Genomic DNA, 21,126 nt, shown 5'->3' with positions numbered 1-21,126 from the left:
CTCCATCGTTACCTGATCAGCGCCCACGGGCTACCCAGGAGCGGGATCGGCGTCAGGTACTGGCCGCGATACCGGGAATTCCCTTGAGCTCACCGATCAGCATCGAGCTGACCTTCACCGGATAGTCGTAGAGCGCGAACACCGTCTGCCGCTGCTTGCCGACCAGCTTGAGGTGCACCGGGGTGTCGCCTTTGTGTGCGAGCAGGGTCTGCTTGAGCTCGCTGACCACGGACTGGTCGATCTTCTCCGCGGCGGCCAGCAGCACCAGCGGCGGCTCTTCCTCACCGATCGCGGCGTCGGAGAGGTCCAGCGGGATCAACCCGCCACCGAACACCGACATCTTGTCCTCACGCCAGTTCACCCGGCCCTTGACCACCACCGCGTTGTCCTCGATCAAATCCGCCGAGAACATCACATACGCCTTCGGGAAGAACAACACCTCGATCGCCGCATCCATGTCCTCCACCGTGCAGATCGCCCACGGCTCCCCCTTCTTGTTCACCCGCCGATCCAACGAGGTGATCAACCCCGACACGATCAGCTCACCCTCCTTCGGCGGATCAGCCAAAATCGCCGCGATCGGCTTCTTCGCATGCTTGCGCAAAATCCGCTCCGCACCATCCAGCGGATGCGCCGACACATACAACCCCAGCATCTCCCGCTCATAAGCCAACAACTGCTTACGCGGATACTCCTCCTCACCGAACTTCAGATGCGCCAACGGCGACGACGCAGACACCTCCGCATCATCCCCACTCGACCCCAGCGGGACACCCGCACCCGGGCTAAACAGGTCGAACTGGCCCATCGCCTGCTGCCGCTTGAGCGGCACCACGGCCTCGACCGCGTCCTCGTGCACCTGCACCATCGACAACCGGGTATTGCCCAGCGAGTCGAACCCACCCGCCTTGATCAACGACTCGATAACCCGCTTGTTGCACGCCACCAACTCCGACTTGTCCAGAAAATCGGTGAACGTGGAATACTTCCCCTTCTCCTGCCGGGTCTTGATCACCGACTCCACCACGTTCGCCCCCACGTTGCGAACCGCACCCATCCCGAACCGGATGTCATCCCCCACCGCCGCGAACCTCAACGCCGACTCGTTCACATCCGGCGGCAACACCCGAATCCCCAACCGACGACACTCCGACAGATAAATCGCCGACTTGTCCTTGTTATCCCCCACCGACGTCAACAACGCCGCCATGTACTCCGCGGTGTAGTTCGCCTTGAGGTACGCCGTCCAGTAGGAGATCAGGCCATACGCGGCCGCGTGGCTCTTGTTGAACGCGTACCCGGCGAACGGGAGGATCGTGTCCCACAGCGCCTGGATCGCCTGGTCCGAGAAGCCGTTGGCCTTCATCCCGGCGTGGAAGCCCTCGAACTCCTTGTCGAGGACCTCCTTCTTCTTCTTGCCCATCGCCCGGCGGAGCACGTCCGCGCGGCCCATCGAGTACCCGGCCACCTTCTGGCCGATGTGCATGATCTGCTCTTGGTAGACGATCAGGCCGTGCGTGTCGGCCAGGATCTCCTTGAGCGGCTCCTCCAGCTCCGGGTGGATCGGCTTGACCTTCTGCCTGCCGTTCTTCCGGTCGGCGTAGTCGTTGTGCGCGTTCATGCCCATCGGGCCGGGGCGGTACAGCGCGCCGACCGCGACGATGTCGTCGAACCTGGTGGGCTGCATCCGGCGCAGCAGGTCCCGCATCGGGCCGCCGTCCAGCTGGAACACGCCGAGCGTGTCACCGCGGGCGAGCAGCTTGTAGGTTTCCGGGTCGTCCGCACCCAGGGTGTCCAGGTCGATGTCGGTGCCGCGGTTGGCCTTGACGTTGTCGATCGCGTCGCCGATGACGGTGAGGTTGCGCAGGCCGAGGAAGTCCATCTTCAGCAGGCCGATGGCCTCGCACGACGGATAGTCCCAGCCGGTGATGATCGAGCCGTCGTCACGCTGCCACAGCGGGATCGCGTCGGTCAGCGGCTCGCTGGACATGATGACCGCGCAGGCGTGCACGCCGGCGTTGCGGATCAGGCCCTCCAGGCCGCGGGCGGTGTCGAAGATCGTCTTGACCTCGCCGTCGCTCTCCACGAGGGTGCGGACCTCGGCGGCTTCGGCGTAGCGCTCGTGCTGCGGGTCGACGATGCCGGCAAGCGGGATGTCCTTCGCCATGATCGGCGGGGGCAGCGCCTTGGAGATCTTGTCCGCGATCGCGTAACCGGGCTGGCCGTAGTGCACCCGGGCGGAGTCCTTGATCGCCGCCTTGGTCTTAATGGTGCCGAAGGTGATCACCTGCGCGACCTTGTCCGCGCCGTACTTGTCCGTGGCGTAGCGGATCATCTCACCGCGGCGGCGGTCGTCGAAGTCGATGTCGATATCGGGCATCGACGCGCGCTCGGGGTTCAGGAACCGCTCGAACAGCAGCTTCTGCGGGATCGGGTCCAGGTTGGTGATACCGAGCACGTAGGCGACCAGCGAGCCGGCGGCGGAACCACGGCCAGGCCCGACCCGGATACCGACCCGGCGGGCGTAGTTGATGAGGTCGGCAACGATCAGGAAGTAGGCGGGGAAACCCTTGCCGACGATGACTTCCAGCTCATGGTCGATCCGCTCCAGGTAACCGTCCGGGGCGCCGTCCGGGAAACGCCACTTCAGGCCCTTCATGGTCTCTTCGCGCAACCAGGCGCCCTGGTCGTAGCCCTCCGGGACCTCGAAGATCGGCAGCCGGTCCTTGTGGGAGTAGACCTCTTCGTAGGACTGGACCCGCTCCGCGATCAGCAAAGTCGCGTCCGCCGCACCCGGAACCTCCGAGTCCCAGTACTCCCGCATCTCCGCGGCCGACTTCAGATAATAACCATCACCATCGAACTTGAACCGATTCGGATCATTCAGCGTCTTCCCCGCCTGCACGCACAACAACGCCGAATGCGTATCCGCCTGATCCTTCGTCACATAATGCGAATCATTCGTCGCCAACGGCCGCAACCCCAGCTGACCGCCGATCTCCAGCAAACCCTCACGCACCGACCGCTCAATCGGCAACCCGTGATCCATCAACTCGAGAAAAAAATTGTCCGCCCCGAAAATATCCTTGTAATCGGACGCCGCCTGCAACGCCTCGGCCTTCTGCCCCAGCCGCAACCGCGTCTGCACCTCACCCGACGGACACCCGGTCGTCGCGATGATCCCCTCATGATTCTCCGCGATCAACTCACGGTCCATCCGCGGCTTGCGGTAATACCCCTGCAAACTCGCCAACGACGTCAGCTTGAACAAATTACGCAAACCCGTGCTGTTCTCCGCCAACATCGTCATATGCGTATACGAACCACTACCCGAAACGTCCCCGCCCTCACCGAACTCATCCGCACCACGCTGGTTCGACTGCCCCCAAAACACCGGCTTCTTGTGAAACCGGCTCTCCGGCGCGACATACGCCTCCACCCCGATGATCGGCTTCAGCCCGGCCTTCTTCGCCTGCTGGTAGAACTCATCCGCCCCATACATATTGCCGTGATCGGTCATGCCCACCGCCGGCATCTCCAACCGCGACGCCTCCGCGAACAACGGAGCGATCTTCGCCGCACCATCAAGCATCGAATACTCGGTGTGCACATGCAGATGGACGAAAGAATCCTTCGACACCAGCGAAAACCTCCCCTGATCGGCATACCCGCTCCGCCCGCGGCCCGGGGACACCACCCTAGTCCGCGGGCACGACAGATTTTGCTCCTGGTCCCCGCTCTCCGGCGGGACCGACATGCGGGTGCCCGCGGGTACGGCGACCGGACGCCTGGCTTCACCCGAGTGGTAGAGCCGTCATATATTTGACCTCTGGTTCCAATACCGTTTAGGCTTCACGGCATGGGCCGCACGAAGAGTTTCGATCCGGACACCGCGATCGACACCGCGATGGAGGTGTTCTGGACGAACGGCTACGCGAACACCACCCCGCAGCAGCTGGTGGACGCGCTTGGCATCGGCCGGGGCAGCCTCTACCACGCGTTCGGCAGCAAGCACGAGCTCTACGAGCTGGCCCTGCGCCGCTACTACGAGCGCGAGACGGTCCGGCTGATCGAGGTGCTGGACGGGCCGGGCCCGGCCCGCGACCGGCTGCGGGCGGCGCTGGAGCTGGTGATCGAAGCGGCCCTCGGCGACCGGGAACGCCGTGGCTGCATGGCGGCGAACGCGGCGGTCGAGTTCGCCGGCTCGGACGAGGCGGTCGGCAATCTGGTCCGGCGGACCTTCGACCGGCAGGAGGCGGCGTTCCGCAGCACCATCGAGGAGGGCGTGCGGGCCGGGGAGATCGACCGGGACCGCGACCCGGCGGCGCTGGCCGCGTTCCTGCTCACCACGATCAACGGCATCCGGGTGCTGGCCAAGGGCGATCCAGACCCTCGGCGCCTGGCCGGACTCGCCGACACCGCACTCCGCGCGCTCTAGCTCACCCGCAGCGAAGGCCACCTTCGCTGCATCCAACGCAGTGAAGGTGGCCTTCGCTGCATCCTGATTTTGTAACTGTAGGTCAAGAAAGGAAGCGGCATGGATCTGGAACTCGAGGGCCGGACGGCGATCGTCACCGGCGGCACCAAGGGCATCGGACTCGCCATCTCCCGCGCGCTGGCCGCCGAAGGTGTGCGCGTGGTCGCCGCCGCGAGAACCGCGCCGACCGAGTCCGGCGAAGCGATCACTCCGGTGGCCGTGGACCTGTCCACCCCGGACGGCGGCACCGAGCTCGTCCGCCGGGCCACCGCCGAGCTCGGCGAGATCGACATCCTGGTGAACAACCTCGGCGGTGTCCGGTCGTCGGTCGCGCATTCGGAGCGGTTCGCGGACATCGACGACGCGGCCTGGCAGCGGACCATCGAGCTCAACCTGTTCAGCGCCGTGCGGGTGACCAGGGCCGCGCTGCCGAGCCTGATCCGGCGGCGCGGCGTGATCGTGAACATCTCTTCGATCGGCGCGCGGTTCGCGCATCCGCCGGTCGAGTACGGCGCGGCGAAAGCGGCGCTCAACAACGTGAGCAAGGCACTGGCCGAGGAGCTCGGCCCGGACGGGGTGCGGGTGGTCACGGTCAGCCCAGGGCCGACCCGCACGCGGAACTGGGAGGACCCCGACGGCATGGGCGGCGACCTGGCCAGGGAGGCCGGCACCGACCTCGCCACCTTCCTGGCCGAGCTGCCCGACCGGATGGGTATCACCACCGGCAGGCTCACCGACCCGGCAGAGACCGCGGCGCTGGTCGCCTTCCTGGCGTCGCCGCGGGCCGGCAACATCACCGGCACCGACTACCTGGTCGACGGCGGCGTGCTCAAGACCGTCTGACCTTTCCCGACGCGTACCCCGGCCCAACGTGACGTTTGGCCAATAGAGCGAGCCAAACGTCACGTTGGGCCGCTTCGCCGAGGGCGCGGTCAGCTCGAAAGGTCCGGTGATTCCTCCACCGGAAAAAGCGGCCGCTTGACAAAGTGCGGCGCGGCCGCTGAGGATGCGCGTTCATGAACCTGTCGGACAGCCGTACAGCCGGACAAATCCCCCGGCGGGTGAGCGCCATGGAGGCCGTTCTCACCCATCTGCGCGGCGCCATCGAACAGGGAGAGTACGAGGTCGGTTCGAAGCTGCCCGCGGAGGCCGCGCTCGCCAAGGAGTTCGAGGTCAGCCGCTCGGTGGTGCGCGAAGCCCTGCGCGCACTGCAGGCGCTCGGCCTGACCACCTCCAAAACCGGCAAGGGCACCTTCGTCACCGCCACCGGTCCCGCGCAGAACCCGGTCTTCGGGCCGTATTCCGCCCGCGACCTGGTCGAGGTGCGGCGGCACGTGGAGATCCCGGTGGCCGGGTACGCGGCTTCGCGCCGCAGCTCGGACGACCTCGACCTGCTCGACCATCTCGTGCGCCAGATGGACGCGGAGTCGGACAACACCGCGTGGGTCGCGCTGGACACGCTGTTCCACATCACCATCGCGCAGGCTTCGGGCAACCCGGTGTTCGCCAAGTTCATCGAGGAGATCCGGGACGCGCTGGGCCGGCAGTCCACCTTCCTGAACCAGCTCGGCGACCGCAGGGAGAACTCGAACGAGGAGCACCGCAGGATCGTCGCCGCGATCGCGTCGGGCTCGCGGGAAGCGGCCGTCGAAGCGATGACCGCGCACCTCGAGCACGTCGAACACACCCTGACCACCATCGTGCGGCCCGCCCGCGCGCCGCACCAGGACGAGGACGACCAAGCCCGTGACTGATCAGACCCTCGAAGCGCAGCGGGAGCGGCCTGCCGACGCCGGCGACGCCGGTTACCGCAAGTCGCTGAAAGCCCGCCACATCAACATGATCGCGATCGGTGGCGCGATCGGCACCGGGCTGTTCCTCGGTGCGGGCGGGCGGCTCGCGCAGGCGGGCCCGGCGCTCGCGATCGTGTACGCGGTGTGCGGGCTGTTCGCCTTCTTCGTGGTCCGCGCGCTCGGCGAGCTGATCCTCTACCGGCCGTCGTCCGGTGCCTTCGTGTCCTACGCCAGGGAGTTCATGGGCGAAAAGGGCGCTTACGTCGCGGGCTGGATGCACTTCCTGAACTGGTCCACCACCGGGATCGCGGACATCACCGCGATCGCGCTCTACACGCACTACTGGAGCATGTTCTCGGCCATCCCGCAGTGGGTGCTCGCGCTCATCGCGCTGGCCATCGTGCTGACGCTGAACCTGGTCTCGGTGAAGATCTTCGGCGAGATGGAGTTCTGGTTCGCCATCGTCAAGGTGGTGGCGCTGGTGATCTTCATGGCGATCGGCATCTTCCTGCTGGTCACCAACCAGCCGGTCGCCGGGCACTCGCCGGGACCGGAGCTGCTCACCGGCAACGGCGGCATCTTCCCGAACGGCCTGGTGCCGGTGGTGCTGGTGATCCAGGGCATCGTGTTCGCCTACGCGGCGCTGGAGCTGGTCGGCGTCGCCGCCGGCGAGACGGAGAACCCGGCGAAGGTGATGCCCAAGGCGATCAACTCGATCTTGTGGCGGATCGGCATCTTCTACGTTGGCTCGGTGACGCTGCTGGCCATGCTCCTGCCGTGGAACGCCTACAGCAAGGACGAAAGCCCGTTCGTCACCGTGCTGTCCGGGATCGGCGTGCCCGCCGCCGGCGACATCATGAACCTGGTGGTGCTGACCGCGGCGATGTCCAGCCTGAACTCCGGGCTGTACTCCACCGGACGCATCCTGCGCTCGATGTCGCTGGCCGGCTCGGCGCCGAAGTTCACCGGGGTGATGAACAAGGGCCAGGTGCCCTACGGCGGAATCCTGCTCACCGCCGGCATCTGCGTGCTCGGGGTGGGGCTGAACTACGTGGTGCCCGCGGACGCCTTCGAGATCGTGCTGAACTTCGCCGCCGTCGGCATTCTCGGCACCTGGTCCATCATCATGCTCTGCCACCTGCTGTTCTGGCGCAAGGCCGAGCAGGGCGCGCTGACCAGGCCGAAGTTCCGGCTGCCCGGCTCCCCGGTCACCGAGATCGTCACGCTGGCCTTCTTCGCCTGCGTGCTGGTGCTGATGTGGTTCGACAAGTCGGCGGGCCGGGTCACCGTGCTGACGTTGCCCGTCATCGTGATCGCGCTGGTGGCCGGCTGGTTCGCGGTACGCCGCCGGGTGGACACCACGAAGGCGCTGGCCGAGCTGGAGTCCGGCAGATGAGCCGGGCGGCGATCCGGGTGCCCGCGCACGAGCCGCTGGTGCAGCTGTGGCGCGACGGCATGGTGGAGAGCGTGCACCACGGCTCGGTGGTGGTGCTGCGCCGCGACGGCACCACCCTGTTCCAGGCGGGGGACCCGGACGCGGCGTTCTACCCTCGTTCGGCGGCCAAGCCGCTGCAGGCGGTGGCGATGACCCGGCTCGGCCTCGACCTGCCGCCGGAGCTGCTCGCGCTGGCAGCGGCCAGCCACTCCGGGGAAGAGTTCCACCTCGCCGGCGCGGCCAAGATCCTCGACCTCGCCGGACTCGGTGAAGCGCAGCTGCGCAATCCCGAAGACCTCCCGTTCGACCCGGTGGAGCGGGACCTCTGGGTCGCGTCGGGACGAACCGCGCGCAAGCTCGCGCACAACTGCTCCGGCAAGCACGCCGCCATGCTGGTCACCTCGCACCGGCTGGGATGGTCCCTTGTGGACTACCTCGACCCTGGGCACCCGCTGCAGCGGGCGATCGCGGACACCTTCGAGGAGCTTTCCGGCGAGTCGGTCGCCAGGGTCGCCACCGACGGCTGCGGGGCACCGCTGTTCTCCTTCTCGCTCCGCGGCCTTGCCACGGCCGCCGGGCGGATCGCCGCCGCCACCGGCACCACCGCGGAAAGCCGGGTGGCACAGGCGATCCGACGGCACCCGGAGATGCTCGGCGGCAGCCGCCGCGACGTCACCCGGCTGATCACCGCGGTGCCCGGCCTGATCGCGAAGGACGGTTTCGAGTCCGTCCAGGTCGCCGCGCTGCCGGACGGCACCGCGATCGCGATCAAGATCGCGGACGGCACGGACCGGGCGAGGCCGCCCGCGCTGGCCGCCGCGCTCGCCCTGTGCGGGGTGGATCCCGACGTGCTCGCTCCCTTCGCCGGTACCGCCGGGCCGGACGGACTCAGGGTCACCGGAGCACTGGCCGAAGGGCTCCGCCCGGTGCCGGAAGCACGGCCCGCGTGACGATTCGGTCCCGCTGACGAGGTGAAACCGGCCCGAATTTCTCGGGTAGCTTGGGGATCAAGCTACTGCGAGAGGTGGTCGGAGCGTGCTGGATCGAGTCGCCGACAAGTTGCTCGGACTCCCTGCGGCGGAAAGCCCGGATCTGCAGGTGGACCGCGATCTGCGAATCGAAATGCCGGACGGCGTTGTGCTTCTCGCCGACCGGTACCGGCCGCGCGGCGCCGGGCCGCTGCCGGTGGTGCTGATGCGCACCCCGTACGGCAGGCGGACCCTGCTCGGCACGTTGTTCGGTTCGATGTTCGGTCGCCGCGGCTACCAGGTGCTGCTGCAGAGCGTGCGCGGCACCTTCGGCTCCGGTGGCGAGTTCTGGCCGTTCCACCAGGAGAAGGAGGACGGGCTGGCCACCGCGGCCTGGGTGCGCGAGCAGCCGTGGTGCGACGGCCGGATCGCCACCGCCGGGCCGAGCTACCTCGGGCACACCCAGTGGGCACTCGCCCCGTATCTCGATCCGCCGCCGGTGGCGATGTGCCTCAGCGTCACCGCCGCCGACTTCGCCGAGACCTTCTACCCGGGCGGGGTGCTCGGGCTGGACAACATGCTGTCCTGGTCGTCCGCCATCGGAGTGCAGGAGGACGTACCGTTCGGCGGGCTGCTGCCCTCCCCGCTGCGCGAACGCCGCGTCCGGCGGTCCATGGCGCACCTGCCGCTGAGCACCGCGGACCTGGCCGCGATCGGGAAACCGGAGCGCTTCCTGCGCGAGGTGGTCGGGCACGCCGAGCCGGAGGACCGGTTCTGGGCGCCGATCGACCACCGCGGTGCCGACGGTGCCGCACTGGACGTGCCGGTCAGCATGGTGACCGGCTGGTACGACCTGTTCCTGCCGTCGCAGCTGCGCGACTTCCGGCGGCTCGCCGAGGCCGGCGGCCAGGTCCGGATCACCGTCGGGCCGTGGGCGCACGCCGACCCTGGCATGCTGAAGGCGTCCGTGCACGACCAGCTGTCCTGGCTTTCCGCGCACCTGCGCGACGACGTCAGCGAGCTCCAGCGGGCTCCGGTCAAGCTGTACCTCCAGGGCGCGGGCCGGTGGCTGGACTTCGAACGGTGGCCGCCGCCGAGCGCGGCCACCGAGCTGTACCTGCACGACCTGGCCAGGCTCGAGCCGCGGCCGCCGAAGCTCGACACCGCCGACCGGTTCCGCTACGACCCGGCCGACCCCACTCCCTCCGTCGGCGGCCCGCTGCTCACCGGCAAGACCAAGCAACGGGACAACCGGGAGACCGAGGCGCGCGACGATGTGCTCGTCTACACCGGGACGCCGCTGACGCACGACCTCGACCTGATCGGCGACGTGTCCGCGCGAGTGCACCTGCGCACCGACACCGGGCACGCGGACGTGTTCGTGCGGCTGTGCGACGTGGACCGCGCGGGCGTGTCCCGCAACGTGTGCGACGGCATCCTGCGGCTGCGCCCCGGGTTCCCGGCGGCGGGCGAGGACGGGGTGGTCACCGCTGAGGTCGAACTGTCCCCCACCGCCTACCGGTTCCGGCGCGGGCACCGGCTGCGCGTGCAGATCGCCGGCGGCGCCTTCCCGCGGTTCGCCCGCAACCAGGGCACCGGCGAGCCCGCGGTCTCCGCCGTGCACGGCACGCCCACCGAGTTCACCCTCGTGCACTCCCCGGCACGCCCGTCACACATCACCATCCCGGTGTTCTCGCCAGCGCGATAGCTAACCCGGGACCACGCGGTAGTGCGTGGTCAGGCGCCGGTCGTCGTCGAGGACGTGGAAGGCCAGCGCGGGCGGGCGCTCGAGGTCCACCATGTCGCCCGCCTCCCAGGGCAACATCAGAGTGGACGCCACCGCGGGTGCGACCAGCAGCGGCAGGCCGGCGAACCGGGTGGCGGCGGCGGTGTGCGCGTGCCCGCACAGCAGGCCGACCACCTGCCGGTGCCGCGCCAGCACCTCGGCAAGGCGTTGCTCACCCTGCTGCCGCAGTTCGTCGACGTAGGGCTGGTGCAGCGGCACCGGCGGATGGTGGAACACCACGAAGGTGGGCTCGCCGGCGGTCCCGGCCAGCGCCTGGTCCAGCCAGGCGATGGTCTCGTCCGCCAGCAGTCCGGGGTCCTCCCCGGGAATGGTCGAGTCGCAGAGCACGAACGCCGCGCCGGCCGCGCGTTCCACCCGGTTGATCGGCGCGTCGCTGGGCGGCTCCCCGAGGAAGTCCTCGCGGTAGGCCGCGCGGCGGTCGTGGTTGCCGGGGCAGCCGAAGACCGGATACGACACCTCGAGCAGCTTTCTGGCCTGGCGATATTCGGCCGGCAGGCCGTGATCGGCGATATCGCCGGTGACCAGCAGGGCGTCCACCGGGCGGGTCAGCCCGTTCAAGTGCGCCAGCACCTGCTCCGCGCGCCGCGTGCTCCGCTCGCCGCCGTCCAGATGCAGGTCGCTGACCTGTGCCAGCACGATCATTTTTTCGCACCCCTACCTTCGAAACTCATACCTTCAAAACTCGGACAACCCCAGTTGCGGACCAGCCAGCGGGTGGCTTCGGCGAGGTCGCCGTCCCGGATCGCCGCGGTGATCCGCCGGTGCTCCTCGATACTTCGCGCGGCCCGCTCCGGCGCGCGGAAGTAGTGCATTTCGTAGCGTTTGAGCAGTGGTTTCGTCTGCACGATCAGGCGGAGCAGGTGCGGGTTGGCGCAGCGGGACAGCAGCAGCCCGTGCCAGCGCTCGTCCAGCGCGGACAGTTCCTCACCGCGGTCCAGCGCCGTCTGCATCTCGTCCGCGCACCGGTCCAGCTCGTCGGTCAGGCCCGCCAGCTCCAGCAGCGAGGTCCAGCGCACGGCCAGTGCCTCCAGTTCGGCCACCAGCGGGTAAAGCCGCCCGGCTTCGGCAGGGTCCAGCGGCGGCACCAGGAAGCCGCGCCCCGGTGCGGCGACCAGCAGGCCGTGGTCGGCCAGCCCGATCAGCACCTCGCGCAGGGGAGTCCGGCTGACGCCCAGCTCACCGGCGAGCCGCACCTCGTTCACCCGTGCATCGGCGGGCAGCCTGCCGTCCAGCACCCTGGCCGTCACCTCACCGGCGATGTCCTGCCTCAGCAGGGCCTTGGCCATCTCGCCTCCCCTTGCATACAGTTCGACACTACTGTATTCAATTTACATGATTGGTATGCAGGACGCGGACGTACAGCGGGCACGGAACGAGACCCCGGGCTGCACGGAGGTCACCCACCTGAACAACGCCGGCGCCGCACTCCCGCCGGCCGTGGTCACCGAAACGGTGATCGAGCACCTGCGTGCGGACTCGCTGCGCGGCGGCTACGAGGCGGCCGCTGACGCGAGCGAACGGCTCGAAGGCGTGTACTCGTCGATCGCCAGGCTGGTCGGCGCGGACACCGGCGACATCGCGGTCACCGACAACGCGACGCGGTCCTGGCAGGCGGTCTTCTACGCGATCCCGTTCGAGCGCGGGGACCGGATCCTCACCTGCCGCTCCGAGTACGCCAGCAACGCGATCGCGTACCTGCAGATGGCCCGGCGCACCGGGGCCGAGATCGAGGTGGTGCCGGACGACGAGACCGGCCAGCTCGACGTCGAGGAGCTGAAGCGGCGGATCGACGGCCGCGTGAAACTGATCTCGATGAGTCACGTGCCCACCCAGGGCGGCCTGGTCAACCCGGCCGAGGAGGTCGGCGCGGTCGCCGAAGCGGCGGGCATCCCGTACCTGCTCGACGCCTGCCAGTCCGCCGGCCAGCTCGACCTGGACGTGCGGCGGCTGCGCTGCGACGCGCTCAGCGCCACCGGCCGGAAGTACCTGCGGGGCCCGCGCGGCACCGGTTTCCTGTACGTCCACCCGCGGCTTCGCGAGCGCCTGGAGCCGGCCATGCTGGATCTGCACTCGGCCAAGTGGACCTCGCCGGACACCTACGAGGTGGACGCCTCCGCGAAACGCTTCGAGGTGTGGGAAAAGGACATCGCCGCCGTGCTCGGCCTCGGCGCCGCGGTGGACTACGCGCTGTCGTTCGGCCTGCCCGCGATCGAGGCCAGGGTCGGCGAGCTGGCCGCCGGCCTGCGCGCGGAGCTGCGGCGGATTCCCGGGGTGACGGTGCACGACCAGGGCGCGAAGCAGTGCGGGATCGTCACGTTCAGCTTGGCCGGGCTGCCGGCGGGCGAAATCAAGCCGAAGCTGGCCGAGGCGAAGATCAACACCACGGTGTCCTCACGGGCTTCCGCGCAGTACGACTTCACCGGCCGCGGCCTGCCGGACATGGTCCGCGCGTCGGTGCACTACTACAACACCGAAGAGGAGACCGGCCGGCTGATCGAGCAGATCACCCGACTGGCCGGTTAGCCGCTCAAGAGTCGGGGACCAGCCGGATCCGGCTGCCGCCCTCGGCGACCACCGCCCGCCGCACCCGCAGGTCGCGGACCAGTTCCACCCCGGCCGGGGTGATCCGCGCCTGCGGGATGTCGGTCAGCGTGCGCACCGGGGCGACGAAACCGTGCAGCACCAGCTCTTCGACCAGCGCGGTGCCGCTGTTCGGCGGCAGTCCGCCGAGGGGCAGCAGGCGCGCCACGTCGGTGTAGCGGGGACAGTCGTCGCCGTGGTCGTGCAACAGCTCCAGCAGGCACTCCGCCCGGCGTCCCAGTTCTCTGGTCACGGGCGCCTCCCTTCGCCCGGGAATATAGCGAGAATGCGCAATTTGCAAACCGCAAAACGGGTATCCGGCCGAGAACTGCCGGTCACAGAAGACCGTCCCTTCTCGTCTGTGGATTCATGGTCACCCAGCACGAACCCGCCAGCACGGACGCGCCGAGGCAGCGGCTGGTCGTCTCCACCGCGCTGTCCGCGCCGGTGGTCGCGATGGCCATGGTGGGTCCTCACCAGTTCACTCACTGGCAATGGATCTCGCTGACGCTGGCCGCGCCGGTGATCGGCTGGGCGGCCTTTCCGTTCCACCGCGCCGCGTGGGCGAACCTGCGGCAGGGCACGGCGACCATGGACACGCTGGTCTCGCTCGGCACGCTGGCCGCCTTCGGCTGGTCGCTGTACGCGCTGCTGTTCGGCACCGCGGGCAGGCCGGGCTTGAGCCATCCGTTCGAACTGACCGTCCGGCGGATGAGCGGCGACGGCGACCTCTACCTCGGCGTCGCCGCCGGGATCACCACCTGCGCCCTCGCTGGACGGTACTTCGAGGCCGAGTCGCGGCGAATGACCGGTACTGGGCGGTGGGTTCCGCCGGACACCGCAGACCGGATCTCCGCGGTTCTCGTGCCGTCCGTGCTCGCGCTGGCGGCCGGCACACTGACTTTCTGGCTCGGCACGGGCGCCTCGGTCACCATGGCCTGCACCGCGGCGGTGGCCGTGCTGATCGTCGCCTGCCCGTGCGCGCTCGCTGCGGCCGCGCCGGCCGCGCTGCTGACCGGCATCGAGCGCGGCGTGCGACTCGGCCAAGTGTCGCTTGTGGACGTTCACCCGGCGGAAAGCCGCGGCGACACCAGAATCCGGCTGCTCGAGCGAATAGCGCGCACGGTCAAGGTCAACCTGTTCCTGGCGCTCGCCTGCAACGTGGCCGCCCTGCCGCTGGCCGCCGCCGGACTGCTCAGCCCGGCGCTCGCCGGTGCCGCGATGGTGCTGAGCGCGGTGTCCGTCGCGTCGAACACCCTCCGCCTCCGCACCTTCCGCTGAACAAGTCCGTGAAGGGCCCTTGCCTACCTTCAAAGTAGGCAAGGGGCCCTTCACGGACAATCGGTCAGCCGCTGCCGAGCAGGGAGCGCATGGTGGTGATCTCGGCGCGCTGGGCGTCGATCACCCGCTGGGCGAGCTCCTTGGCGCCCGCGTGCGAGCCGTCGCGCAGTTCGGCGGTGGCCATGTCGATCGCACCCTCGTGGTGCCGCACCATCATGGTCAGCCAGCCGCGGTCGAACTCGGCGTCCCTGCTGGATTTCAGCCGGTCCATTTCGTCCGCCGGCATCATGCCCGGCATGCCGGCATGACCCGCCTCACCGTGCTCCATCCGCGCCGGTGCGCCCCACTCGCGCAGCCAGTCCTCCAGCTGCCGGATCTCCGGTTCCTGCGCCTGCCGGATCCGCTGCGCCAGCTCGCGCACCGGCTGGTCACCGGTCCGTTCCGGCACCAGCTCCGCCATCTCCACCGCCTGCCGGTGGTGCGGGACCATCTGCTGCGCGAAGCCGATGTCCGCCTGGTTCGCCGCGGGCGGCGCTTCCTCGCCGCCACAACCGGTCAGCGCCAAGGCGGACAGCACAAAAACGATCAATGTCCTTTTCAACGAAGAATTCCTCACTGCGTATGGTCATTCGCGGTTCGTCGGTGGCCGTGCCGAGGGCACGGCGGGCCGATCAGAGCCGCAGCACGCAGGCGAGGTGCAGGAAGTCGCGTCCGGCCCGGAACGGCGGTGCCCTGGCGAAACCGCGGGACGGCCGCTTCCGCCGCACCGGCGCACAGGTTTCGCCCGTCGCGTTTCGCAGCAGGCGGAGCAGCGCCAGCGCGATCAGGCCGAGCAGGATCGCGAGGCAGGAATGGAACAGCTCGTGCGGGCCGTGGTGGTCCGTGCTGTGGCCGGGACCGGCGTGCGAACCGGCTGTGGCCAAGGACACAACCGTCCCGGCGGCCATTTCGTGGTGCCCGGCACCGGGCTCCGAACCGACGTGGTGCATGGCGACGATCCCCAGCCCGAGCGCACAAAACAGCACCCAGGTCGCGAACCTGCCCGCACCTTTTCGCTCCATCGGCCGCCACGGTAGCCGATCCCCCGGCGTGCCCGCCCGATTCTCCCTGGCCCGGCATGACGTAAGATCACCGGTGCGGTCCGCCCCGTTCTGCCTCGGGCCGCCTTCACGTCGACCACCCACGCGCCGCGGCCGATTGGGCCGCGCCGGGCAGGACGACCCTTCCACGTATGGAGATGCCCGTGACGGTTCGCCGTCCCAGTACCACGTCCACTTCGGCCGGCTTCGCCGAGCTCGGGGTACCCGCTCCTCTGGTCGCCGCGCTGGCGCGGCAGGGCATCGACGCCCCGTTCCCGATCCAGACCGCGACCCTGCCCCACTCGCTGGCCGGCGTCGACGTGCTCGGCCGCGGCCGCACCGGCTCCGGCAAGACCTACGCCTTCGTACTGCCGGTACTGGCCCGGCTCGCCGCGAAACCCGGCAAGCGCAAGCCGGGACGCCCGCGCGCGCTGATCCTGGCGCCGACGCGCGAGCTGGCCAACCAGATCGACGCGGCCATCGCGCCGCTCGCCGCCACCCTTTCGCTGAAAACGCAGACGATCTTCGGCGGGGTCAGCCCCAACCCGCAGATCGCCGCACTGCGCGCCGGGGTGGACATCCTGGTCGCCTGCCCCGGCCGGCTCACCGACCACGTGCAGACCGGGCACGCCAAACTGGACGCGGTCGAGGTGACCGTGCTCGACGAGGCGGACCACATGGCCGATCTCGGCTTCCTGCCGGTGGTCCGCCGGCTGCTCGCGCTGACCCCGAAGGACGGCCAGCGGCTGCTGTTCTCGGCCACCCTGGACGCCGGGGTCGATGTGCTGGTCCGCCAGTTCCTCAGCAACCCGGTCACGCACAGCGTGGATTCCGTGCAGTCCCCGGTTTCCACCATGTCGCACCACGTTCTGCACGTACACCCGGAGAACCGGCTGCCGGTGCTGGTGGACCTGGCCGCCGCGCCGGGCCGGACCGTGGTGTTCACCCGCACCAAGTACCGGGCGAAAAGCCTGGCCAAGCAGCTGGTCGCGGCCGGCATCCCGGCGGTGGAGCTGCACGGCAACCTCGGCCAGAACGCGCGTGACCGCAACCTGCGCGCCTTCTCCGACGGCACCGCGTCCACCCTGGTCGCGACCGACATCGCGGCGCGCGGCATTCACGTAGACGACGTGACCGTGGTGGTGCACGCGGACCCGCCGGTGGAGCACAAGGCTTATCTGCACCGGTCCGGCCGCACGGCCAGGGCCGGCGCGGAAGGCACCGTGGTCACGCTGATGACCGACGACCAACTGGCCGACGTCCGCGACCTCACCCGCAAGGCCGGCATCAAGCCCACCACCACCAGGGTCGCGCCGGGGCACGAGCTGCTGACGAAGATCGCGCCGGGCGAACGTTCCTTCGTCGCTCCGCCCGCGAAACCGGCCGTCACGGCGACGGCGGCACCGTCGCGTCGCGGCGAAGGCAACCGGCGCAACGAAGGTGACCGGAACAAGTCGGGTCAGCAGCGCGCCGGCCGCGGCGGAAACGGCCGCGCCAAGCCAAGGGTCAAGGACTCCTCGGCGGTTTCGGCCCAGCGGCAGCGCTCGGCCTCCGGCCAGCGGCGCGGCCAGACCGACGCCGCACCGGCCCGCCGTTCGAGCGCCGCCGCCTTCTCCGCCGGCACCCGCGCGAAGCGGCAGCCCCGCGCCGGTCGCTAAGCCTCGTGAGTGGAAAGTGTTGCTCTGGCAACACTTTCCACTCACGACCGCTAGGGCAGTAGCCGGGTGACGAGTCGGCTGAGCTGGTCGACGTTGCGGCATTCGTGCATCTCGATCAGCTCCGCATACGCCTGCGCCGCCGAGTCGCCGGTCGACCAGAGTGCGGTGCGTTCCGGGTTGAGCCAGTACGCATGCTTGGCCGGGGCGACGATCCGGCGCAGCGCGGCCAGGTTCGGGTCGCCGCCGTTGGTGCGGGCGTCCCCGAGGATGAGCACTGACGTGCGGGGGCCGACCGCGTCCGGGTAGCGCGCGGCGAACTCGCCCAGCGCGTGGCCGTAGTCGCTGTGCCCGTCCCAGGTGGTGACCTCGGCCTCGGCCAGAATGCGCTCGCCCAGCCGTTCCGGGTCGGCCTCGCCGTTGGTGACCAGCCTGGTGATCTCGTCGGTGGTGTCGATGAACGCGAACACCCTGATCTTGCTGAACTGGTCCCGCAACGCCTGCACCAGCAACATGGTGAAGTTCGCGAACCCGGCAACCGAACCGGACAGGTCGCAGATCAGCACGATTTCCGGCCGCCCCGGCCGCGGGTTGCGGTAGGCGGGCCGCAGCGGCACACCGCCGGTGGACAGCGAGCGCCGCAGGGTGCGGCGCAGGTCGATCCGGCCGCGGGTGTTCCGCCGGCGCCTGGCGGCGAGCCGGGTAGCCAGGCGCCGGGAGAGCGGCTGGATCGCGCGGCGGAGCTCGGCGAGCTGAGCCCGGCTGGCGAGCAGGAAGTCCACCCGGTCCGCGGCGGGCGCGATGGCGTGCCGGGCGACCTGCTCGCGCCCGCGCAGTTCGGCGGAGCGACGGCGCGCCTCGGTCCGGACCAGGCCGGCGAACCGGTCGATGCGGCGCCGGATCTCCGGCCGTTCGAGCCGTTCGGTGAACCCGGCCTCGCCCGCCCCCGCCCTGATCGCGGCCAGCACCCGGACCAGCAGGGTCCGCGGCTGCAGCCGGTCCAGGGTCTGGTGCGCCGACCAGCCGCTGCCAGCCCCAGAGCCGGGTCCGTAGCCGCCGAGCGATTCCACGGCCAGCCCGGCCAGCTGCGTCATCGCCTGCTCGTCGTTCGCGGCCAGCGCGTCGGCCAGCTCGTCACGGAGTGGCTCCAGGTCGATGCCGGACTCGCGGGCCCGTTCGGTCGCGCCGACGCCCAGCGGGAAGTAGAGGTCGAAGGCCGCGTCGAAGACCGAACGCTGGCCGCCGCGCCGAACCAGCGCCGCGGCCAGCCCTTCGCGGACCCGCTCCCGGTCTGCCAGCCCGAGGACCTCCAGCGCCGCCGCGGCGTCCACGGTCTCGCTCGGCCCGGCCTGGATGCCCTGCTCGCGCAGCGCCTCGACGAACTCGACCAGCCGCTCCGGCAGGCCGGCCAGCGCGTTCACCCCAGCACCTGCCCCAGTCGCAGCTCGGTGCCGGCCTTGGCCACATCGTCCTGATGCTTGAGGATCACGCCGAGGCTGTCGCGCACCACGTTCTCGTCCAGGGTGTCCGCGCCCAGTGCGAGCAGCGTGCGCGCCCAGTCGATGGTCTCGGCCACCGAAGGCGACTTGCGCAGCTCCATCGCGCGCAGCGCGTTGATCACCCGGACCAGCGAAGTGGCCAGTGCCTCATCGATCGAGGGCACCTTGAGCCGGACGATGCGCTGTTCCAGCTCCGCGTCCGGGAAGTCGATGTGCAGGAACAGGCAGCGCCGCCGCAGCGCTTCGGACAGCTCGCGGGTGGCGTTGGAGGTCAGCACCGCGAACGGCCGCCGGGTGGCCGCGATGGTGCCCAGTTCTGGCACGGTGACCTGGAAGTCGCCGAGCACCTCGAGCAGCAGCCCCTCCACCTCGACGTCGGCCTTGTCCGTCTCGTCGATCAGCAGCACGGTCGGCTCGGTGTTGCGGATCGCGGTCAACAGCGGCCTGGCGAGCAGGAACTCCTCGCTGAAGATGTCGGTGCGCGCCTGCTCCCAGCCCTCGTCCCGGCCGGCGGTGATCCGCAGCAGCTGCTTGGCGTGGTTCCACTCGTACAGCGCCCGCGCCTCGTCGACGCCCTCGTAGCACTGCAACCGCACCAGCGCGGCGCCACCGGCCTGCGCGACGGCCCTGGCCAGCTCGGTCTTGCCGACCCCGGCCGGTCCCTCCACCAACAGCGGCTTGCCGAGCTGGTCGGCAAGGAACACGGTGGTGGCCACCGCGGTGGATGCCAAATAGCCGGTCTCGGCCAGCCGCGCGGAGACATCTTCCACCGAAGTAAAGAACCCGGTCCCGGTCACAGACCCTCCTCGTTCGCGCCTGGTGCGCTGGAAGCAGACTCGCTGAACCGCCCGCCGTCGCGCAAGCAGCGGAGTGCATCGCCACAGCGCTCACTCCCCGCGTACGACCGGACGCCCGCCGCACAATCACCCCTTGTCCAATTGGTCCAGTCCATGCGATCCTTTTGTTGTCGCGCGCAACAAAGGATCTTTTGGGTATTCCCCGGGCATCGGCGCCCGGGTCCTGCGCATGAGAGGTGACAGTGATGTCAAATCCGACGTCAACGAAGACGTCCGCGAATCTCACGAAACGACGGCTGCGCACCGGCCTCACCTTGGCCGTGGTCGCGCTGACCGCGGCCGCAGGGACGCTGCTGGCCGCCACCCCCGCCGGCAGCACCACCGGCTCCAGTCCCGATATCGCCGCCACCACCTTCGCCGACGAGTTCAACGGGCCGGCGGGCTCCGCGGTGGACGGCGGCAAGTGGCAGCTGGAAACCGGCGACAACGTCAACAACCACGAGCGGCAGTACTACACGAACAGCACCAACAACGCCGCGATGGACGGGCAGGGGAACCTGGTCATCACCGCCCGCAAGGAGAACCCGGCGAACTACAACTGCTGGTACGGCAGGTGCGAGTACACCTCGGCCCGGCTGAACACCGCCGGCAAGTTCACCCAGACCTACGGGCACTTCGAGGCCAGGATCAAGATGTCCCACGGCCAGGGCATCTGGCCCGCCTTCTGGATGCTGGGCAACGACATCGGCAGTGCCGGCTGGCCGACCTGCGGCGAGCTGGACATCATGGAGAACATCGGCCGCGAGCCCAACACCGTGCACGGCACCCTGCACGGCCCCGGCTACTCCGGTTCCGGCGGCATCGGCGCTGCCTACAACGGGCCGCGGTTCGCCGACGGTTTCCACACCTTCGCCGTGGACTGGGCCCCCGACTCCATTACCTGGTCGGTGGACGGAAACGTCTACCAGCGGCGGACCCCGGCCGATCTCAACGGCAACCGCTGGGTCTTCGACCATCCGTTCTTCCTGATCCTGAACCTCGCCGTCGGCGGCTACTGGCCCGGCGACCCGGATGGCAGCACGACCTTCCCGCAGCAGCTGGTGATCGACTACGTACGGGTCACCAACTGACCTGAAAACCTGAGTTCCGGGCGGGTTGCGCACCACGGTGGGCAACCCGCCCTTTCCGGAGCTGCCCGCGGCCCTGCTGGTGACCACGGCATCGGCCCGGCGGGCAAACCATCACGGTGGACGAAAGCCGGACGTACCAACAGTTCGAAGGCGCCGGAGCCTCGTTCACCGACGCCTGGCTGATGAACTCCAAGCGGCGCGCTTTCCGATGGCACCCGCGACGACACCATGCGCAAGCTGTTCGACCCGGTCACCGGGATCGGGCTCTCCTTCATCCGCAACCCGATGGGCGCCTCGGACCTGCCCAGGTTCAGCTACTCCTACAACGACCTGCCCGCCGGGCAGACCGACCCTGGCCTGGCCCGGTTCTCCATCGCGCACGACCTGGCGGACGTGCTGCCGCTGACCAAGCCTGACCAAGTTCGTCCGCCAAGGCGCCACCCGGATCACCCTGCCCGCGAAAATGTCGGCCACCTTTCACCTAGTCCGGCACACCAGCACCGTAAGTAGGCGTGCGGTTACGGTAAGACCACCGCGGGTAACAGCATGACCAACCTTCCACCTTTGGGCCATGCGGAGCAGGCCCTTTCGGCAGAATGAACCGCTCTGCGGGCACTGACGTGGG

The 21,126-nt window shown here is 69.3% G+C and carries 17 protein-coding genes and 2 pseudogenes; 11 read left to right on the top strand and 8 right to left on the bottom strand.

The genetic code is table 11. The features are described 5' to 3' along the window. Window positions 1–52 precede the first annotated feature (52 nt). Window positions 53–3,640, bottom strand: a complete 3,588-nt coding sequence (dnaE, locus tag AMYNI_RS0128110) for a DNA polymerase III subunit alpha (protein WP_020671416.1) — start codon at window positions 3,638–3,640, stop codon at window positions 53–55. Window positions 3,641–3,859: 219 nt separating this feature from the next. Between dnaE and AMYNI_RS0128105 the strand changes: the two genes are divergently transcribed. The 6 genes from AMYNI_RS0128105 to AMYNI_RS0128080 all read left to right on the top strand — a co-directional run bounded on the left by AMYNI_RS0128105 (window position 3,860) and on the right by AMYNI_RS0128080 (window position 10,381). Then, window positions 3,860–4,438, top strand: coding sequence for a TetR/AcrR family transcriptional regulator (locus AMYNI_RS0128105; protein WP_020671415.1), 579 nt, complete (start codon window positions 3,860–3,862; stop codon window positions 4,436–4,438). A 99-nt stretch (window positions 4,439–4,537) separates the two neighbouring features. Beyond that, on the top strand, window positions 4,538–5,320 hold the full coding sequence (locus tag AMYNI_RS0128100) for an oxidoreductase (RefSeq protein WP_020671414.1): 783 nt from the start codon (window positions 4,538–4,540) through the stop codon (window positions 5,318–5,320). 227 nt (window positions 5,321–5,547) lie between these two features. Beyond that, window positions 5,548–6,231, top strand: coding sequence for a FadR/GntR family transcriptional regulator (locus tag AMYNI_RS0128095; protein WP_020671413.1), 684 nt, complete (start codon window positions 5,548–5,550; stop codon window positions 6,229–6,231). After that, window positions 6,224–7,666 (top strand): amino acid permease, encoded by a 1,443-nt coding sequence (locus tag AMYNI_RS0128090; RefSeq protein ID WP_020671412.1) that lies wholly within the window; start codon window positions 6,224–6,226, stop codon window positions 7,664–7,666. Before AMYNI_RS0128095 ends, AMYNI_RS0128090 begins: the two co-directional genes overlap by 8 nt. Next, complete coding sequence (locus AMYNI_RS0128085) at window positions 7,663–8,655, top strand: asparaginase (RefSeq protein ID WP_020671411.1); 993 nt, start codon at window positions 7,663–7,665, stop codon at window positions 8,653–8,655. Before AMYNI_RS0128090 ends, AMYNI_RS0128085 begins: the two co-directional genes overlap by 4 nt. Window positions 8,656–8,740: 85 nt before the next feature. Beyond that, on the top strand, window positions 8,741–10,381 hold the full coding sequence (locus AMYNI_RS0128080) for a CocE/NonD family hydrolase (RefSeq protein ID WP_020671410.1): 1,641 nt from the start codon (window positions 8,741–8,743) through the stop codon (window positions 10,379–10,381). Here AMYNI_RS0128080 and AMYNI_RS0128075 read toward each other — a convergent pair whose 3' ends face one another. Beyond that, window positions 10,382–11,122: a phosphodiesterase gene (locus tag AMYNI_RS0128075; RefSeq protein WP_020671409.1), complete on the bottom strand. Its 741-nt coding sequence runs from the start codon at window positions 11,120–11,122 to the stop codon at window positions 10,382–10,384. It abuts the gene before it with no gap. After that, a complete protein-coding gene (locus tag AMYNI_RS0128070; RefSeq protein WP_020671408.1) occupies window positions 11,119–11,766 on the bottom strand; it encodes a GntR family transcriptional regulator in 648 nt (215 codons plus the stop codon). Before AMYNI_RS0128070 ends, AMYNI_RS0128075 begins: the two co-directional genes overlap by 4 nt. Window positions 11,767–11,821: 55 nt before the next feature. Between AMYNI_RS0128070 and AMYNI_RS0128065 the strand changes: the two genes are divergently transcribed. Then, the gene (locus tag AMYNI_RS0128065; RefSeq protein ID WP_020671407.1) at window positions 11,822–13,003 is read left to right on the top strand and encodes an aminotransferase class V-fold PLP-dependent enzyme; all 1,182 of its coding nucleotides are present in this window, start codon (window positions 11,822–11,824) and stop codon (window positions 13,001–13,003) included. 4 nt (window positions 13,004–13,007) lie between these two features. Here the strand turns inward: AMYNI_RS0128065 and AMYNI_RS0128060 are convergent, their stop codons facing one another. Then, window positions 13,008–13,313 (bottom strand): hypothetical protein, encoded by a 306-nt coding sequence (locus AMYNI_RS0128060; RefSeq protein ID WP_020671406.1) that lies wholly within the window; start codon window positions 13,311–13,313, stop codon window positions 13,008–13,010. 143 nt (window positions 13,314–13,456) lie between these two features. Between AMYNI_RS0128060 and AMYNI_RS0128055 the strand changes: the two are divergent. Then, window positions 13,457–14,104 (top strand): annotated as a pseudogene (locus AMYNI_RS0128055) (hypothetical protein); the annotation flags it as partial. Window positions 14,105–14,405: 301 nt separating this feature from the next. Here the strand turns inward: AMYNI_RS0128055 and AMYNI_RS0128050 are convergent. Further along, window positions 14,406–14,942: a DUF305 domain-containing protein gene (locus AMYNI_RS0128050; RefSeq protein ID WP_026361029.1), complete on the bottom strand. Its 537-nt coding sequence runs from the start codon at window positions 14,940–14,942 to the stop codon at window positions 14,406–14,408. A gap of 70 nt (window positions 14,943–15,012) precedes the next feature. Then, window positions 15,013–15,402: a hypothetical protein gene (locus AMYNI_RS0128045; RefSeq protein ID WP_020671403.1), complete on the bottom strand. Its 390-nt coding sequence runs from the start codon at window positions 15,400–15,402 to the stop codon at window positions 15,013–15,015. Between the two features lie 176 nt (window positions 15,403–15,578). Between AMYNI_RS0128045 and AMYNI_RS0128040 the strand changes: the two genes are divergently transcribed. Next, entirely contained in the window at window positions 15,579–17,078 is a 1,500-nt protein-coding gene (locus AMYNI_RS0128040) for a DEAD/DEAH box helicase (RefSeq protein ID WP_157358069.1), read from the top strand. Window positions 17,079–17,128: 50 nt separating this feature from the next. Here AMYNI_RS0128040 and AMYNI_RS0128035 read toward each other — a convergent pair whose 3' ends face one another. Further along, window positions 17,129–18,487, bottom strand: coding sequence for a vWA domain-containing protein (locus AMYNI_RS0128035; protein ID WP_026361027.1), 1,359 nt, complete (start codon window positions 18,485–18,487; stop codon window positions 17,129–17,131). Between the two features lie 5 nt (window positions 18,488–18,492). Beyond that, complete coding sequence (locus tag AMYNI_RS0128030; protein ID WP_020671400.1) at window positions 18,493–19,371, bottom strand: AAA family ATPase; 879 nt, start codon at window positions 19,369–19,371, stop codon at window positions 18,493–18,495. A 350-nt stretch (window positions 19,372–19,721) separates the two neighbouring features. Here AMYNI_RS0128030 and AMYNI_RS0128025 point away from each other — a divergent pair. Both AMYNI_RS0128025 and AMYNI_RS50260 read left to right on the top strand, forming a co-directional pair. Further along, a pseudogene (locus AMYNI_RS0128025) lies at window positions 19,722–20,498 on the top strand (glycoside hydrolase family 16 protein); the annotation flags it as partial. Window positions 20,499–20,729: 231 nt separating this feature from the next. Then, complete coding sequence (locus AMYNI_RS50260; protein WP_020671398.1) at window positions 20,730–21,011, top strand: hypothetical protein; 282 nt, start codon at window positions 20,730–20,732, stop codon at window positions 21,009–21,011. Window positions 21,012–21,126: the final 115 nt, after the last annotated feature.

The sequence above is a fragment of the Amycolatopsis nigrescens CSC17Ta-90 genome, assembly GCF_000384315.1.
GTDB classification, from domain to species: domain Bacteria; phylum Actinomycetota; class Actinomycetes; order Mycobacteriales; family Pseudonocardiaceae; genus Amycolatopsis; species Amycolatopsis nigrescens.
The sequence above is the reverse complement of the archived record's forward strand: the minus strand, read 5'-3'. Positions and strand labels throughout refer to the sequence as shown.

What these genes read in the sequence shown, in the direction of transcription:
- AMYNI_RS0128070 (WP_020671408.1), bottom strand. Translation starts at nt 11,766, where the DNA reads ATGGCCAAGGCCCTGCTGAGGCAGGACATCGCCGGTGAGGTGACGGCC.
- AMYNI_RS0128040 (WP_157358069.1), top strand. Translation starts at nt 15,579, where the DNA reads ATGCCCGTGACGGTTCGCCGTCCCAGTACCACGTCCACTTCGGCCGGC.
- AMYNI_RS50260 (WP_020671398.1), top strand. Translation starts at nt 20,730, where the DNA reads ATGCGCAAGCTGTTCGACCCGGTCACCGGGATCGGGCTCTCCTTCATC.
- AMYNI_RS0128100 (WP_020671414.1), top strand. Translation starts at nt 4,538, where the DNA reads ATGGATCTGGAACTCGAGGGCCGGACGGCGATCGTCACCGGCGGCACC.
- AMYNI_RS0128045 (WP_020671403.1), bottom strand. Translation starts at nt 15,402, where the DNA reads ATGGAGCGAAAAGGTGCGGGCAGGTTCGCGACCTGGGTGCTGTTTTGT.
- AMYNI_RS0128065 (WP_020671407.1), top strand. Translation starts at nt 11,822, where the DNA reads ATGCAGGACGCGGACGTACAGCGGGCACGGAACGAGACCCCGGGCTGC.
- AMYNI_RS0128095 (WP_020671413.1), top strand. Translation starts at nt 5,548, where the DNA reads ATGGAGGCCGTTCTCACCCATCTGCGCGGCGCCATCGAACAGGGAGAG.
- AMYNI_RS0128105 (WP_020671415.1), top strand. Translation starts at nt 3,860, where the DNA reads ATGGGCCGCACGAAGAGTTTCGATCCGGACACCGCGATCGACACCGCG.
- AMYNI_RS0128075 (WP_020671409.1), bottom strand. Translation starts at nt 11,122, where the DNA reads ATGATCGTGCTGGCACAGGTCAGCGACCTGCATCTGGACGGCGGCGAG.
- AMYNI_RS0128085 (WP_020671411.1), top strand. Translation starts at nt 7,663, where the DNA reads ATGAGCCGGGCGGCGATCCGGGTGCCCGCGCACGAGCCGCTGGTGCAG.